Origin of the sequence: Mesorhizobium sp. KR9-304, from assembly GCF_040049215.1 — a bacterium.
GTDB lineage: Bacteria > Pseudomonadota > Alphaproteobacteria > Rhizobiales > Rhizobiaceae > Mesorhizobium_K.
In genome coordinates, this window is the sequence record NZ_JBDZDN010000004.1 from 135,719 (window position 1) to 149,840 (window position 14,122).

At 62.9% G+C, this 14,122-nt stretch carries 13 protein-coding genes; 10 read left to right on the forward strand and 3 right to left on the reverse strand.

Annotation, left to right across the window (positions count from 1 at the left end):
- Positions 1-6: 6 nt before the first annotated feature.
- The 5 genes from ABLE71_RS20230 to ABLE71_RS20250 all read left to right on the forward strand — a co-directional run bounded on the left by ABLE71_RS20230 (position 7) and on the right by ABLE71_RS20250 (position 5,967).
- Positions 7-786: a Fic family protein gene (locus ABLE71_RS20230; RefSeq protein WP_348785284.1), complete on the forward strand. Its 780-nt coding sequence runs from the start codon at positions 7-9 to the stop codon at positions 784-786.
- 2 nt (positions 787-788) lie between these two features.
- Positions 789-2,699, forward strand: a complete 1,911-nt coding sequence (locus tag ABLE71_RS20235; RefSeq protein ID WP_348785285.1) for an AAA family ATPase — start codon at positions 789-791, stop codon at positions 2,697-2,699.
- Between the two features lie 219 nt (positions 2,700-2,918).
- A complete protein-coding gene (locus ABLE71_RS20240) occupies positions 2,919-3,332 on the forward strand; it encodes a DUF559 domain-containing protein (RefSeq protein ID WP_348785286.1) in 414 nt (137 codons plus the stop codon).
- Positions 3,333-3,519: 187 nt separating this feature from the next.
- Positions 3,520-4,806 carry a DUF6638 family protein gene (locus ABLE71_RS20245; RefSeq protein ID WP_348785287.1) on the forward strand — a complete coding sequence of 429 codons (1,287 nt, stop codon included), beginning with the start codon at positions 3,520-3,522 and terminating at the stop codon, positions 4,804-4,806.
- Between the two features lie 39 nt (positions 4,807-4,845).
- Positions 4,846-5,967 carry a DUF2333 family protein gene (locus tag ABLE71_RS20250; protein ID WP_348785288.1) on the forward strand — a complete coding sequence of 374 codons (1,122 nt, stop codon included), beginning with the start codon at positions 4,846-4,848 and terminating at the stop codon, positions 5,965-5,967.
- 12 nt (positions 5,968-5,979) lie between these two features.
- On the opposite strand, the gene ABLE71_RS20255 is transcribed toward ABLE71_RS20250, so the two are convergent.
- Together ABLE71_RS20255 and ABLE71_RS20260 are read right to left on the reverse strand one after the other, a co-directional pair.
- A complete protein-coding gene (locus tag ABLE71_RS20255; RefSeq protein WP_348785289.1) occupies positions 5,980-6,609 on the reverse strand; it encodes a hypothetical protein in 630 nt (209 codons plus the stop codon).
- Between the two features lie 170 nt (positions 6,610-6,779).
- Positions 6,780-7,169: a hypothetical protein gene (locus ABLE71_RS20260; protein WP_348785290.1), complete on the reverse strand. Its 390-nt coding sequence runs from the start codon at positions 7,167-7,169 to the stop codon at positions 6,780-6,782.
- Positions 7,170-7,518: 349 nt separating this feature from the next.
- Between ABLE71_RS20260 and ABLE71_RS20265 the strand changes: the two genes are divergently transcribed.
- On the forward strand, positions 7,519-9,198 hold the full coding sequence (locus ABLE71_RS20265; RefSeq protein ID WP_348785291.1) for a formate--tetrahydrofolate ligase: 1,680 nt from the start codon (positions 7,519-7,521) through the stop codon (positions 9,196-9,198).
- 96 nt (positions 9,199-9,294) lie between these two features.
- Positions 9,295-10,119: a DUF2711 family protein gene (locus ABLE71_RS20270; protein WP_348785292.1), complete on the forward strand. Its 825-nt coding sequence runs from the start codon at positions 9,295-9,297 to the stop codon at positions 10,117-10,119.
- 80 nt (positions 10,120-10,199) lie between these two features.
- Here ABLE71_RS20270 and efp read toward each other — a convergent pair whose 3' ends face one another.
- Positions 10,200-10,766: an elongation factor P gene (efp, locus tag ABLE71_RS20275; protein WP_348785293.1), complete on the reverse strand. Its 567-nt coding sequence runs from the start codon at positions 10,764-10,766 to the stop codon at positions 10,200-10,202.
- Positions 10,767-11,088: 322 nt separating this feature from the next.
- On the opposite strand from efp, the gene epmA reads away from it, so the two are divergent.
- The 3 genes from epmA (at position 11,089) to ABLE71_RS20290 (ending at position 14,122) form a co-directional block, all read left to right on the forward strand.
- On the forward strand, positions 11,089-12,141 hold the full coding sequence (epmA, locus tag ABLE71_RS20280; protein WP_348785294.1) for an EF-P lysine aminoacylase EpmA: 1,053 nt from the start codon (positions 11,089-11,091) through the stop codon (positions 12,139-12,141).
- Positions 12,142-12,284: 143 nt separating this feature from the next.
- Complete coding sequence (locus tag ABLE71_RS20285; protein WP_348785295.1) at positions 12,285-12,746, forward strand: DUF4126 domain-containing protein; 462 nt, start codon at positions 12,285-12,287, stop codon at positions 12,744-12,746.
- Positions 12,743-14,122 (forward strand): FAD-containing oxidoreductase, encoded by a 1,380-nt coding sequence (locus ABLE71_RS20290; RefSeq protein WP_348785296.1) that lies wholly within the window; start codon positions 12,743-12,745, stop codon positions 14,120-14,122. The genes ABLE71_RS20285 and ABLE71_RS20290 overlap by 4 nt, the downstream gene beginning before the upstream one ends.

Consider the following 14,122-nt stretch of genomic DNA (forward strand, 5'->3'; position numbering starts at 1 on the left):
CTCGCCATGACGCTCGCCGATGTCGTGCTCGCCAAGAAGTGGGAAATCGACGCCCTGCGCGTCGGCCTGAAGCCGGACGCGCTTGACAGTCTCGACCGCGCCCAGCGCATCGACATCACCTTCACCTCAAACGCCATCGAGGGAAACACGCTGACGGCGGGCGAGACGGCGCTCATCCTCGAAAAAGGCATCACCGTCAGCGGCAAGCCGCTCAAGGACCATCTCGAAGCGGTCGACCACGCGAAGGCGCTTGCTTGGGCGCTGGAGATTGGACGGCAGAAGGAAACGCCGATCCGGGAAGCAGACGTGCGCAGTCTGCACAGGCTGGCGACGGCGCAGTCCGCTCCGGGCATCGCCGGCCGCTATGCCGATCGGCCGCGCTTCGTGAACACGGATAGAGGCGTCTTCAATTTTCCCGCGCCGATAGAGGTGCCCGCGCTCGTCGCGATGTTCTGCGACTGGCTGGCGAAGGCGCCGGACGAACCCGCTTCGGCCTTCGAGGCCCATCTGAGGCTGGTCGGCATCCATCCGTTCAACGACGGCAATGGCCGGGCTGCCCGCCTTCTGATGAATCTGATCCTGGCTCGTGCCGGTTATCCGCCCATCGCGGTTCGTCCGGAAGATCGGCCGGCCTACATCGCAGCGCTCGCAGTGGCACAAGGGGACGCTGGCGATGCCGACTTCATGGATCTGCTGTTCCGCAGGCTCGACCAGACGCTGGACATTTATCTCGCCGCCGCCCGCCAGGCACGGGACACCCCTGCCCCCGACCCGACAAGGACGTGATCATGGACACCGGCCTGACCACCATCCCCGAAGCCGATATCGAAAAGCACCGCGCAACCGCGCAGTCGATGATCACCCGCATCGTCGTGCTGGAGGATACGTCCGGCCAGTCCTCGACGCCGCTCGCCGGCACCGGACGCCGCTTCGTCTCGACCGTCCAGGCTGGCTCCGTGCGCAAGACGCGCGAGGTCGAGCTGTCGAAGACCGTCGCGTCGGTTCGCCCCGACGATCAGCTGCTGTCGATCCCGCAGCACACGCTGCTCTACCGCGCGCGGCGCGGCATCGCCATCGCGCTGGCCGTATCGGACGTCTTTGCCCGCGCCGGCGAGCTCGAAAGCCTGCACGCCAAGAACGCCCGCGCGCCGCTCGAAGGCGACGATGCCACGCGCTTCCGCAAACTGCTCTCGGCCTCGGCCTATGTCTCTGCCTTCTCCTTCGCCTCCTACCTTCTGCAGTTGATCGACGCTGACGGCGAAGCGCCCAACGACGTGCGCGAGCCGGATTTCCTGTTCGACACGCCGCAGGACGCGCTGAAGTCGATGATTGCAGGCCTCGACGGCGCGCTTGCCGGAACCACGGCCGACGCGGACCTCGCCCTGCGCGCCCGCACCTTCGCCCGCGCCGCGATAGAAGGGCTGCTGACGCGAAAGGGCCGTTTCGACGGTCTGGGCAGCTTCGAGGACGCGCATATCCGCATCGACGCCGACGATTTTACGCTCGACGGCTTCGACGTAGCGCCCGGCAAGCGTTCGAAGCCGCTGGTGATGACCTTCAAGAAGCCGGACGAAGTCGTCGGCAACCACATCGCCAAATACCAGTCGGTCAAGCTCGCCAAGATGCTGATGGCCTACGATTTCGACCGCCAGATGAATCCCTTCGTCGAACTCGGCGGCTTCCTGTTCACCTTCATCGGCGACGGCGCGCCCGGCACCGGCAAGACGACGCTGATCCAGATGATCGCCGGCCTCGTCAGCGGCTACGCCCAGGTCGCCGGTTATCCCTTCCACTACGAGAATTTCGGCGTCGACCAGATCTCGTCCTACCAGGGCAAATCAGGCCAGAACTGCCGCGCCTTCATCGACAACGTGCTCAATCCGCGCGCCATCGGCTTCGGCACCGTCGACGACATCGACCAGGTGGCGGCCAAGCGTTCCGACGACCGCGCCTCGGCCGGCCAGCAGGAGATCACCGGCGTGCTGATGGACGCCTTCGGCGGCGCCTCGACTGTCGTGCGCGGCAACTCGACCTTCGGCATGTTCTCCAACTATCCGGAGAATGTCGACGACGCGCTGCGCCAGCGCGCCGGCGCCCGCTGGCTGGTCGACGGGCCGCAAACCCGCGACGACTACATCGACATTTTTGTCCTTCTCGCCGGCAAGAACCACAAGATCGAACTCGGCGACCACAAGCTGTACGCCGCGCAGGAGATCCAGCGGGCGGTGAGCGATACCTACGAGAGCCACTCAAAGCCGCACGAGGAGGGGCTGAGCAAGGTCTACGAGCGTTTCATGAAAGAGAAGGGCCAGCCTAGGACCATGGCCGACGTCGGCGCCTATCTTCACATGATCAAGGAGGCCGAGCCGCGCTTCACCGGCCGCGCCATCAAGAACGTCACCGACGCCATCAAGATGCGCGCCATGGACATCGAACTGCCCGACGACTGGTTCGAGAAGCCCGAAGCCTTCATGCACAAGCCCTATGACGACAAGAAAGCGATGATCGAGGACCTGCGCGGGCCGTTCGACATGGACATGGTGATGCAGGAGATCAACCGCTACGCCGACAGCGAGTTCCGCTACTCCGACCGCTCCGACGACGCGGCGGTGAACAAGCTGCTGCGCGACGCGAGGCTGCGCGAGCGCGCGGCGCGGGAGATGGAGGAGCTGAAGAAGAAGGGGCTGTGGAATGCGTGAGGCAGGCCGCGACGCTGGCAGCCCCGTCTCCCCCGAAGCTCTGTGCTGCCCCTCACCCTTACCCTCTCCCAGTGAAAAACGGGGAGAGGGGTTCGCCAGCGTCGATCTCGCGCCTTTCGCCCTTGCCGCCTGGCAGAAAAGGCGGTGGGTGCCGCGCGGTGATGACGTCCCCCTCTCCCCGTTTTTCACGGGGAGAGGGTAAGGGTGAGGGGCGGCGCCATGCGCGGACCACAGACTGCACGCACCAATCGCGCCCGTTCGTTGCGCAAGGCCGACAACGACGCGGAACGCGCGCTGTGGTCGACCCTTCAGAACCGTCAGTTGAACGGCGCAAAGTTCACGCGCCAATTCTCGATCGGTCCCTACTTTGCCGACTTTGCTTGTCGAGAAGAACGCCTCGTCATTGAATTGGATGGCAGCCAGCATGCAGACAGCGACTATGATCGCAGGCGTGATCAATTCATGGTCGGTGAGGGCTGGTCCGTCCTGCGGTTCTGGAATATCGACGCGCTGAAAGAGCTGGACGCCGTGGTTGATACCATACTTGCCGCGCTGGACCGACGCCTCGACCCCGTCGTTGCGCCGGATTTGCGGTTCACAGCCGCGGCAAACTATAGGGAGACCATCAATTGATGCTCCGTGCCGCCCCTCACCCTTACCCTCTCCCCGTGAAGAACGGGGAGAGGGGTTCGCGAGCGTCGAGCTCGTATCCCTCGCACTTACTGCCTGGCAGAAAGGGCGACGAGCGAAGCTCAAGGAAGACGCCACTCTCTCCCCGTTCTTCACGGGGAGAGGGTAAGGGTGAGGGGCAAATCTGACCATGAACCTCCTGCGCGACAACGAGCTCATCTACGGCCGCCTGCTGCCTGTCGAGGAGCCGCATCTCATCGACCGCTACAACAAGGCGCTGACCGCGTTCGGCCTGAAGCCGACGCAGCTCAAATCCTTCGAGATCGATCGCACCGGCTTCTCGCCTGAGATCGCGGAGGAACTCGGCGACTACCAGTATCTCGACCCCAACGAGGTCAACCGCCGTTTCATCATCCTGACCCCCTCGCAGCAGGACCTGCCGGTCGTCCACACCGCCTTCTCCAACACCTCGCAGCTGGTCTACGAATTCTTCCAGAAGAACGCGCGCGCCATCGATGCCCTCACCATCAAGGACGTGATCTACGGCGAGATCGAGGATTCCGTCTCCAGGGTCGAGGACATCGAGGACCTTCTCTCCATCAACCAGGTCGAGTTCCGCGTGCTGTCGGCCGAGGACGTGCTCGGCAAGGCCTCCGAGCTTGGCCGCCTCGTCGACCGCCTCAAGCAGGAACCCGACGCCTGGCGCGACGACCGCATGCTGAACCGCATGGTCGAGCTGGCGAAGGTCACCGGCGATATCCGCGAGAACGCGCTGGTGCCGGACCAGGTGATCTTCCGCCACAACGCCTACTGGACCAGCCACTTCGGCGGCCTCTATGTCTTTGTCGATCCTGACATGACCACCGTGATCTCCGATCCGACGGCGCCGGGCTTTCGCCGCTCCCGGCCCTGGCAGGTGAGCTATCTGTCGATCCACGACGCCGACCGCGTGTTCCGCTTCCTCGCCTCCACCGGCCGCATCGAACTGCCCCGCGCCTCGTGGCTGGAGACCTCGGGCTACCTCGAGCATCGCGCCGAGATGACGATCAGGAGCCTGATCCGCGACGCCGAGCCCAAGCGCGACCTCAGGCAGGCAGACAAGGTCTGGCTTCAGACATGGATCCATTCCAATGCAAGCCTCATCGCCAGCGAGGGCGCCTTCCCCTTCCTCAACGCAGCCAAGCGCGAGATCGCCCAGTACGGCCAGCTGAAGCTCGATGAGATCTTCCCGCTGCACCGGTTCCTGGTCGTGCGCGCCAAGCCCGACCATCCGGATGCCTGGCTGACCAACCGGCTGATCTCGGACTTCGTGCCGTCGGACTTCGTCTCGCGCTACATCTTCAACAAGCAGGGCTTCTACGGGGACTACGAGGGCTGGCCCGAACTCTGGCGCGCTCATGTTGTGGACACGCTGAAAACCACATATCTGAAGGACGAGGCGGGTTTTCGCGCGCGCCTCTACGGGCTGGTCGACTAGGATCGCCCGGAACACGTCCGGGAACGAAGGGATGCCCGCATGCTCGATCCGATCGTGAATTTCTTCACCCGGGTTTTCCAGTGGATCGGCCGCGGCATCGGCTTCGTCATCGGCATCATCCTTTGGCCGTTCCTGTGGGCCGGCCGCTGGTACACCCATCGCGGCTGGATCCTGAAGACGGTGCTTGGCCTGGCGCTTCTCGTGTTCATCGGACTCTACGCCAACCTCTTTTACCAGACGCAGTTCTGGCGGAACTTCAACCCCGACTACATCGACGCCTACAGCTTCCAGAACCGCAACGTCTCGGCCGGCGAGCAGGTGACCGCCGGCGGGGGTACCGACACCACGCGGACATGCGGCAAGTCCGCCATCACCGAAATCACCGCCGACCTCACCGACTTCAACGTCAACCAGAACGCCTGGATCTCGTCGATGATCCTCTACAAGCTCGGCCTGTTCGGCATCGACTGGGACCATACGCCGTTCATGGACAACAAGGCGTCGTTCCAGCGCGGCATCAACCAGGCGGTGCGGCGCACGGCAACGGAACTCGCCGACAATCTCGGCCGCATCCGCACGACCTCGCAGATCGACAACGACCTGCAGGACGCGCGCGGGAACATCCAGTTCGACGAGGAGACCTGGTATTTCGGCCTGAACCCGTTTGGTCCGAAGACGCCGACGCCGAGCTACTATCGCGATGCGATCACCAAATGGCGCTCGTTCAATACGCGCCTCGAGAACTGTCAGGCTGCCTTCGACGCGCGCGCCGACAATCTGAAGCAGTATCTGGATCGCATTGCCTCCGACATCGGCTCGACCTCGGCCATCCTCAAGGACCGCGCGGAGAACTACAACTACGGCTTCTTCGATCCGCGCGCCGACGACCGCTACTGGTTCTCCTACGGTCAACTCTATGCCTATTACGGGCTGATGAAGGCGGCGGAGGCCGACTTCGAGGACGTGATCAAGCAGCGCAACCTCGGCAATCTGTGGCAGACGATGGACGCACAGTTCGTCTCCGCGCTGCGCATCCGGCCCTGGATCATCGCCAACAGCAGCGAGGACGGCATGTTCGCCACCCACCTGACGACAATGGGCTTCTACGTGCTGCGCGTGCGCTCGAACCTGGTCGAGATCAGCAACGTTCTGCAGCAGTAGGGGGCCCACAGGTTACGAGCACTTCCCGCCGAATTTGATTTGATAGACCCGCCGTGATCCTTGGTACTCATGCCTTGGCGCATCCACCAGGATCAGCGCAGATTCTGCGCCGCGAGGATCTATCCAAAACAGCACAGGCTCGCCGGAACTGCTGCTTGATGTCGCCGTGAACCTAATCAGGCGGGCGCTGATCGCGCCTGTTTTATCGCTCGCATAAGCTTTCAACGTCGCGCCGTATAAATAGCGATCGGTCCAGGATGTTTCCTCTTCAAGCGTAGGCTTCATATGCCAGGCGCCCAGGTTGCTTACCAAGGCGGCGAGATTGCTTGCCTCTTTGCCGCTTCGGGGATCATGCAATGATATGAACTGCTCCCCCGAAAGTTTTATCTGTTCCGGATTTCGCTCGTGGCCAGCTTTGATCTGATGTCCCGCCTCGTCATACCAGTTCCCGTTGCGCTGTATGTGGATGCCTTGGCGTATGTAGTCGCGATCGGTCGATCCCGACTGATAGAGTATCCTTATCGAGAAATAGCCTGTCTGCCCGTCGAGGCCGTCGTCGCGATGGTTAATCAGAAACCATTGCGTGCCCGATGATGGGAGGTTGATGCAGTTCTCCTCTGAAAGATTGTCTATGGTAACCATAGACCGAGCTCTCTCTTGGGTTCCGGAGCCTCGAACCCATGCAAGGGACCCAAACGGTGTATTCTCATAGAATCTCGATCTGTGGACACGTTGTGCTTCTGCAGATGTGACTGCGGTCAGCAGCAGGATGGCGGCTACCGAAAAGATTCCTGATTTTGGCTGGCTGTTTTTCATGGCTTCGGAAGCACCGCCGGGACGCCTTGGTTTCCTCCCGGGATCAGCGGAACCAGCAACGTCACAAGAACGAGCAAGCCGGACGAGAGGAAAAGCTTGTCCTGCATGAACTCAAGACGATCGATGGCGATGTTCAGCGCCCAAACCGGGAACGCGATACCATTGATGAATCCAACCTGCCGAAGACTAGAAACTTTCTCCAGTACCCGCAGGTAGAGAACGCAAATCGGAACAAGGATAACGAAGAATCCGATGACATAGACGAGGAAGCGATCGTCCAGTGGGATCGACGCGTTCAACGCCAGAAACGCTGCACTTACCTCTGCCGGTATGAGCTTTTTGACTCTGTCTAAATACGAGTCGTTGGTGTTGACTTCTCTTGCCACGCCCGCCCCTCCATGGTTGTCCCTAACCATGCAATCTCAACTCTAGTTTGTAAATAGGAAATAATGCACCCCCTGATTGTATTGGCCTGTTGTCGCTTTCGGTTCATTCCGCGCCTGTTTTGAGACGGCGCGAAAGATGGCGCTGAGGCTCTATGCGCCACGCAATTGCGCAGGTGCCCGAGAACTCATCAGCACCTGCACAGTTTCTTACAGGGAAACATTCTTGCATGCTGGTTGACGAAGCCGCAGCGGAAAGCTTAGATCGCCGCGCAATTTCGCGTGGCCGTTCCGCGCTGCCGCGTACAACCGAAACCACCGCCACAACCGTCCAGTTCGAGGGAAAGCCGTCATGGCCGAAGTGAAATCCGACATCGAGATCGCCCGCGCGGCCAAGAAGAAGCCGATCATGGAGATCGGCGCCAAGCTCGGCATCCCCTCCGAGCATCTTTTGCCCTACGGCCACGACAAGGCGAAGATCTCGGCCGAGTTCATCGCCTCCAAGAGAGGCGGCAAGGACGGCAAGCTGATCCTGGTCACCGCCATCAACCCGACGCCCGCCGGCGAAGGAAAGACAACCACGACCGTGGGCCTCGGCGACGGGCTGAACCGCATCGGCAAAAAGGCGATCACCTGCATCCGCGAGGCGTCTCTCGGACCGAACTTCGGCGTTAAGGGCGGTGCGGCCGGCGGCGGCTACGCGCAGGTCGTGCCGATGGAGGACATGAACCTCCACTTCACCGGCGACTTCCACGCCATCACCACCGCGCACAATTTGCTCTCGGCGCTGATCGACAACCACATCTACTGGGGCAACGAGCTCGGCATCGACATCCGCCGCGTGGTGTGGCGCCGCGTCATGGACATGAACGACCGCGCGCTGCGTCAGATCATCGTGTCGCTCGGCGGCGTCGCCAACGGTTTCCCGCGCGAGGCCGGCTTCGACATCACCGTGGCTTCCGAGGTCATGGCGATCCTCTGCCTCGCCACCGACCTCAAGGATCTGGAAAAACGCCTCGGCGACATCATCGTCGCCTATCGCCGCGATAAGACCCCGGTCTATGCCCGCGACCTGAAAGCCGACGGCGCCATGGCCGTTCTGCTCAAGGACGCCATGCAGCCCAACCTCGTTCAGACGCTGGAGAACAACCCGGCTTTCGTGCATGGCGGCCCCTTCGCCAACATCGCGCATGGCTGCAACTCGGTCGTCGCCACCACCACCGCGCTGAAGCTCGCCGACTATGTCGTCACCGAAGCCGGTTTCGGCGCCGACCTCGGCGCCGAAAAATTCTTCGACATCAAGTGCCGCAAGGCAGGACTGAAGCCCGCGGCGGCCGTTATCGTCGCCACCGTGCGCGCCATGAAGATGAACGGCGGCGTCAAGAAGGAAGACCTCGGCAAGGAGAATGTCGAGGCGGTGAAGAAGGGCTGCGCCAATCTCGGCCGCCACATCGAGAACGTGAAGCAGTTCGGCGTGCCGGCCGTGGTCGCCATCAACCATTTCTATTCCGACACCGACGCCGAGATCCAGGCGATGAAGGACTATGTCGCCTCGATGGGCGAGGAGGCGATCCTGTGCAAGCACTGGGCGCATGGCTCGGCCGGCATCGAGGAGCTCGCGCACAAGATCGTGTCGCTTGCCGAGTCCGGCTCGTCGCAATTCGCGCCACTTTATCCCGACGCGATGCCGCTGTTTGAGAAGATCAACACCATCGTGCAGCGCATCTACCGCGGCTCGGAGGCGATCGCCGACAAGTCGATCCGCGACCAGCTCAAGCAGTGGGAAGACGCCGGCTACGGCAAGCTGCCGGTTTGCATGGCCAAGACCCAGTATTCCTTCTCGACCGACCCCAATTTGCGCGGCGCGCCCACCGGCCACACCGTGCCGATCCGCGAGGTCAGGCTGTCGGCCGGCGCCGGCTTCGTCGTCGTCATCTGCGGCGAGGTCATGACCATGCCCGGCCTGCCCAAGGCGCCCTCGTCGGAGAAGATATTCCTCAACGACAAAGGCCAGATCGAGGGGCTGTTCTGAGGTTCGGCATCTCACGGACTAGGACAACGTTTTGTTCTGACGTAGTAGAAAGCTTCTGATCGCCGTGCTGGCGGTTGGAAGCTTCTATCGAGTTCGATGACTACGCCTGAATTCTACAACCTCGATCGCTCGATCACTTACCCGTCGCACGACATCCCTGTCCTGCGTTGGTGGGAAAACGTATACGACCACGTATTCGTGGCGCTTCACCCTTTTTTTCGCGTACCCGGCTACTCCCCGAGGTCTGCGGCTTTCAGCCCGGAGCATATCGACCGCATTTCTTCGGCAGAGTTCATGAAACTCGTGCTCGAAAGCCGAGATCGTCCGAACTCAGCCCCAGACGATTTTGACGCGACGATAAAGAAGCTTGGACAGCCGGTGTCATGGGAGCACGTGAATGCCATTGTAGGGGGACGGCCGTTCCCTGAGTTTTCCTTGGCTGCTTGGATGGCCACCGTTGAATTCAGACGAGACGATTCCGACGAAAATCTTATTCGCCAAATCCTCGAATTTGCCGACCAGACCGATCTCTATCTCCCGGAGGAGGATCAGTTTCCTGCGATTTGCGAAACCGCTCTAGGAGAAATGTGTAAGAGTCTGGGGATTTCGAACCTCATAGTGGACGACGAATTCGACGAACGTCCCACGTCGGTCGCAGCAGAGGTTTTGCTTAGCACGGAGTTGTCCATACGGGACAAGTTCAGGGGTAAATTGAGCAAGATGTATGACGAGGAAAAGAGTGTCCTAATCATAACAGACTTCGACGCCATTTCGTCGCTAATTGCGATAAAAGACCGTCATTTGGAAGCCGCGAGGCTCCCGAGCCGGTTCGAAGGCTTTTTTGCAACTTCGGATATGTTTTGCGACTGGATCAATCCCAGATCGTTTTTCAAGCGGAAGCGCTTGCAACCTCCAAACTAGTCTGGAGGATCAGCTACACTCGACCTCACATGCCGCGTCGCTCGCTTCAGTTGGCTATTTGCTCGGCGCCGATCTAATGCTCAGTCCTTCGCGCGTTCCACATAGGCCCCGTCGGCGGTCATCACCACGACGCGCGTGCCGACCGCGATGTGCGGCGGCACGGTGGTCTTGACGCCGTTGGAAAGCAGCGCCGGCTTGTAGGAGGAAGACGCCGTCTGGCCCTTGGTCGTCGGCTCGGTCTCCACCACCTCGAAGGTCGCGCGCTGCGGCAGCACGATGGCGATGCCGACGCCATCATGCACCGAGAGCGAAACCGCCATGCCCTCCTGCAGGTAGGGCGCCGCGTCGCCGACCACGTCCTTCGACACCGCGATCTGGTCGTAGGTCTCCGGGTTCATGAAGTGGAAGCCCTCGCCGTCGCTGTAGAGGAAAGTGTGCTCGCGATCCTCGACATGGGCGCGCTCGACCTGTTCGGTGGTGCGGTAGCGCTCCGACACCTTCACGCCGTCTGAGATGCGGCGCATGTCGAGCTGCGTCACAGGCGTGCCCTTGCCGGGATGGATGTTCTCGGCGAACAGGATCACATAGAGCTTGCCGTCCTTGTCGACGACATTGCCTTTGCGGAGCGAACTGGCGATGACCTTCACGGGTGGACTTTCCTGAAACGAGCGGATCGGCGATCTTTTTGGCTCAACGAGCCGTCCGCTGCCGCTTAGCGCATCTTTCAGGCCGCCGCCAGCCCCGGCACCCAACCCTCCGCCCTTGCGTGGGTGAGCAGCCGGTTCGCGAAGCGAATTCGTCATGCCGGTGGCATGGCGAAAGGCCGGCGCCCGCCGGGACGCTGCAAAGCAGCGGGGACCCGGCCATCTCGATCGGCAAAGCCGATCGAGATGGGGGTCCCTCCGCGACGCTGCCCTTCCCCACATGAGCGGGAATAGGTATGGACCCCTGAAACGTCCCGGAGCCCCTATGACCGCAGCTTCGCCCTGGTGGGCGCCCCACCGACATGCCGACCGGCGGCCCCGCCTGCTGCAGCGCAACGCCATCGCCACCGCCATCCGCGACTGGTTCGCCCACCGCGACTTCGTCGAGGTCCAGACCGCCGCCCTTCAGATCTCGCCCGGCAACGAGACGCATCTCTCGGCTTTCGCCACCGAAGCAATCCTGCCCGACGCGACGCGCTCCCCGCTCTACCTCCACACCTCGCCGGAATTCGCCTGCAAGAAGCTTCTCGCTGCCGGCGAGCAAAGGATTTTCAGCTTCGGCCCCGTCTGGCGCAACCGCGAGCGCGGCCCGCTTCACCATCCCGAATTCACCATGCTGGAATGGTATCGCGCCGGCGAGACCTATGAGAGCCTGATGGAAGACTGCGCGGCGCTGCTCTCCCTCGCCGCCGAGCGCGCCGGCGCGGAAAGTTTCGCCTTTCGCGGCCGCGAGGCCGACCCCTTTGCCGAACCGGAACGGCTGACCGTCGCCGACGCCTTTGGGCGCCATGCCGGCATTGACCTCCTGGCTACCGTCGGCGGCGACGGTGCGACCGATCGCGACGCGCTGCATGCCGCTGTCCACGCCGCCGGCATGCGCACCGCCACCGACGACACCTGGACCGACCTCTTCAGCAGGGTCATGGTCGAGCGGATAGAGCCCAATCTCGGCGTGGGCCGCGCCACCATCCTCCACGAATACCCGATCCCGGAGGCAGCGCTTGCCCGCCCGAGCCCGCGCGACGCCAGGGTAGCCGAGCGCTTCGAACTCTATTGCTGCGGCGTCGAGCTTGCCAACGCTTTCGGCGAACTGACCGACCCGGAAGAACAGCGCGGCCGCTTCGAGGCCGACATGGACGAGAAAGAAAAGATCTACGGCGAGCGCTACCCGCTCGACGAGGATTTCCTCGCCGCGCTTCGCATCATGCCGGAAGCCTCAGGCTCCGCGCTGGGCTTCGACCGCCTCGTCATGCTGGCCACGGGCGCCCGCACGGTGGAGGACGTGATCTGGACGCCTGTCGCGGGCGATGACTATTGACGGCGTCAGCATACCGCATCCGACCCTTCACGGTGTCTGGCCTCGCCTTTCCTTCTCCGCTACCTTGCCCGCAACCGGCCCCGCGAGGGCGGTCTCGCCGCTGAACGGCGATCCCGTCGACACCGAACCAACGAGGGGACTTCATGCTTTATCTGCTTGCTTTGCTGATCGGCGTCGTCGCCGGTCTTCGCGCCATGATCGCGCCGGCCGCCGTCGCCTGGGGCGCCTGGCTCGGCTGGCTGCCGCTGGCCGGCACCTGGGCCGGCTTCATGGGCCACTGGATCGCGGTCGCCGTCTTTTCCGTGCTGGCGCTCGTCGAACTCGTCACCGACCAGCTTCCCTCGACGCCCAGCCGCAAGGTGCCTCAGCAATTCGGCACGCGCCTCGTCAGCGGCGCCTTCACCGGCGCCATCATCGGCACGGCCGGCGGCGCGCTCATCGCCGGGCTGATCGCCGGCGTCATCGGCACGGTGATCGGCACCTATGGCGGCGCGGAGATGCGCGCCCGGCTCGCCCGCGCCTTCGGCCGCGACCTGCCCGCCGCCATCATCGAGGACGCCGTCGCCATCCTGCTCGCGCTGTGGGTCGTCTCGGCGGTCGCATGACCAGGAAGTTCGATGCCATCATCATCGGGGCCGGCCAGGCCGGCCCTTCCATGGCCGGACGTCTGACCGCCGCCGGTCAGACCGTCGCCATGATCGAACGAAAATTTTTCGGCGGCACCTGCGTCAACACCGGCTGCAAGCCGACCAAGACCATGGTCGCCAGTGCCTATGCCGCGCATCTGGCGCGCCGCGCCGCCGACTATGGCTTCTCGACAGGCGGCGACGTCGGGATGGACATGAAGGCGGTCAAGGCGCGCAAGGACAAGGTGACGCTGGACTCCCGCTCGGGCACCGAGGGCTGGCTCGACGGCATGGAGCGCTGCACCGTCTTTCGCGGCCACGCGACGTTCCTCTCGCCGCACGAGGTCAGCGTCAACGGCGAAACGATTTCCGCCGGCCGCATCTTCATCAATGTCGGCGGCCGCGCCAACGTGCCTAATATGCCCGGCATCCACAAGGTCAGCTACCTGACCAACTCCACCATCATGGACATCGACTTCCTGCCCGAACATCTGGTCATTGTCGGAGGCTCCTATATCGGGCTCGAATTCGCCCAGATGTACCGCCGCTTCGGCAGCCGGGTCACCGTCGTCGAGAAGGGGCCGCGCCTGATCGGCCGCGAGGACCCCGACATTTCCGACGCCATCAAGGCCATCCTTGAGGAGGAAGGCATCGCTTTCCGGCTCGACGCCGAATGCATCAGCTTCTCCCCGCACGCGGACGGTGTCTGCGTGCATGTCGACTGCAAGAGCGGCGACCGCGACGTGCCCGGCACGCATGTTCTGCTCGCCATCGGCCGCGTCCCAAATACGGACGATCTCGGCCTCGACAAGGCAGGCGTGAAAATCGACGAACGCGGCTACATTGCCGTCGACGACGAATTGCGCACCAGCCAGCCGCACATCTACGCGCTGGGCGACTGCAACGGACGCGGCGCCTTCACCCATACCGCCTACAACGACTTCGAGATCGTCGCCGCCAACCTGCTCGACGGAGACAGCCGCCGCGTCAGCGACCGCAAGACCGCCTACGCGCTTTACATCGACCCGCCGCTCGGCCGCGCCGGCATGACCGAGACGGAGGCGAGGAAATCCGGCCGCAAGATATTGGTCGGCACGCGGCAGATGACGCAAGTCGGCCGTGCGGTCGAACGCGGCGAGACCAAGGGCTTCATGAAGATCGTCGCCGACGCCGACACGAAGGAGTTGCTCGGCGCGGCATTGCTCGGCGCCAGCGGCGACGAGGTCGTGCATGGCATTCTGGACTTGATGTATGCCAGAGCGCCCTACACCGTCATGCAGCGCATGGTGCCGATCCATCCGACTGTGTCGGAGCTGCTGCCGACGGTCATCGCCGACATGAAGCCTGTGGCCTGA

Excerpts from the sequence above, each read along its gene's own strand:
- epmA (WP_348785294.1), top strand. The coding sequence starts at position 11,089 with ATGACCGCAGCTTCGCCCTGGTGGGCGCCCCACCGACATGCCGACCGG.
- ABLE71_RS20230 (WP_348785284.1), top strand. The coding sequence starts at position 7 with ATGACGCTCGCCGATGTCGTGCTCGCCAAGAAGTGGGAAATCGACGCC.
- ABLE71_RS20245 (WP_348785287.1), top strand. The coding sequence starts at position 3,520 with ATGAACCTCCTGCGCGACAACGAGCTCATCTACGGCCGCCTGCTGCCT.
- ABLE71_RS20235 (WP_348785285.1), top strand. The coding sequence starts at position 789 with ATGGACACCGGCCTGACCACCATCCCCGAAGCCGATATCGAAAAGCAC.
- ABLE71_RS20240 (WP_348785286.1), top strand. The coding sequence starts at position 2,919 with ATGCGCGGACCACAGACTGCACGCACCAATCGCGCCCGTTCGTTGCGC.
- ABLE71_RS20285 (WP_348785295.1), top strand. The coding sequence starts at position 12,285 with ATGCTTTATCTGCTTGCTTTGCTGATCGGCGTCGTCGCCGGTCTTCGC.
- ABLE71_RS20265 (WP_348785291.1), top strand. The coding sequence starts at position 7,519 with ATGGCCGAAGTGAAATCCGACATCGAGATCGCCCGCGCGGCCAAGAAG.
- ABLE71_RS20270 (WP_348785292.1), top strand. The coding sequence starts at position 9,295 with ATGACTACGCCTGAATTCTACAACCTCGATCGCTCGATCACTTACCCG.
- ABLE71_RS20255 (WP_348785289.1), bottom strand. The coding sequence starts at position 6,609 with ATGGTTACCATAGACAATCTTTCAGAGGAGAACTGCATCAACCTCCCA.
- ABLE71_RS20250 (WP_348785288.1), top strand. The coding sequence starts at position 4,846 with ATGCTCGATCCGATCGTGAATTTCTTCACCCGGGTTTTCCAGTGGATC.
- ABLE71_RS20290 (WP_348785296.1), top strand. The coding sequence starts at position 12,743 with ATGACCAGGAAGTTCGATGCCATCATCATCGGGGCCGGCCAGGCCGGC.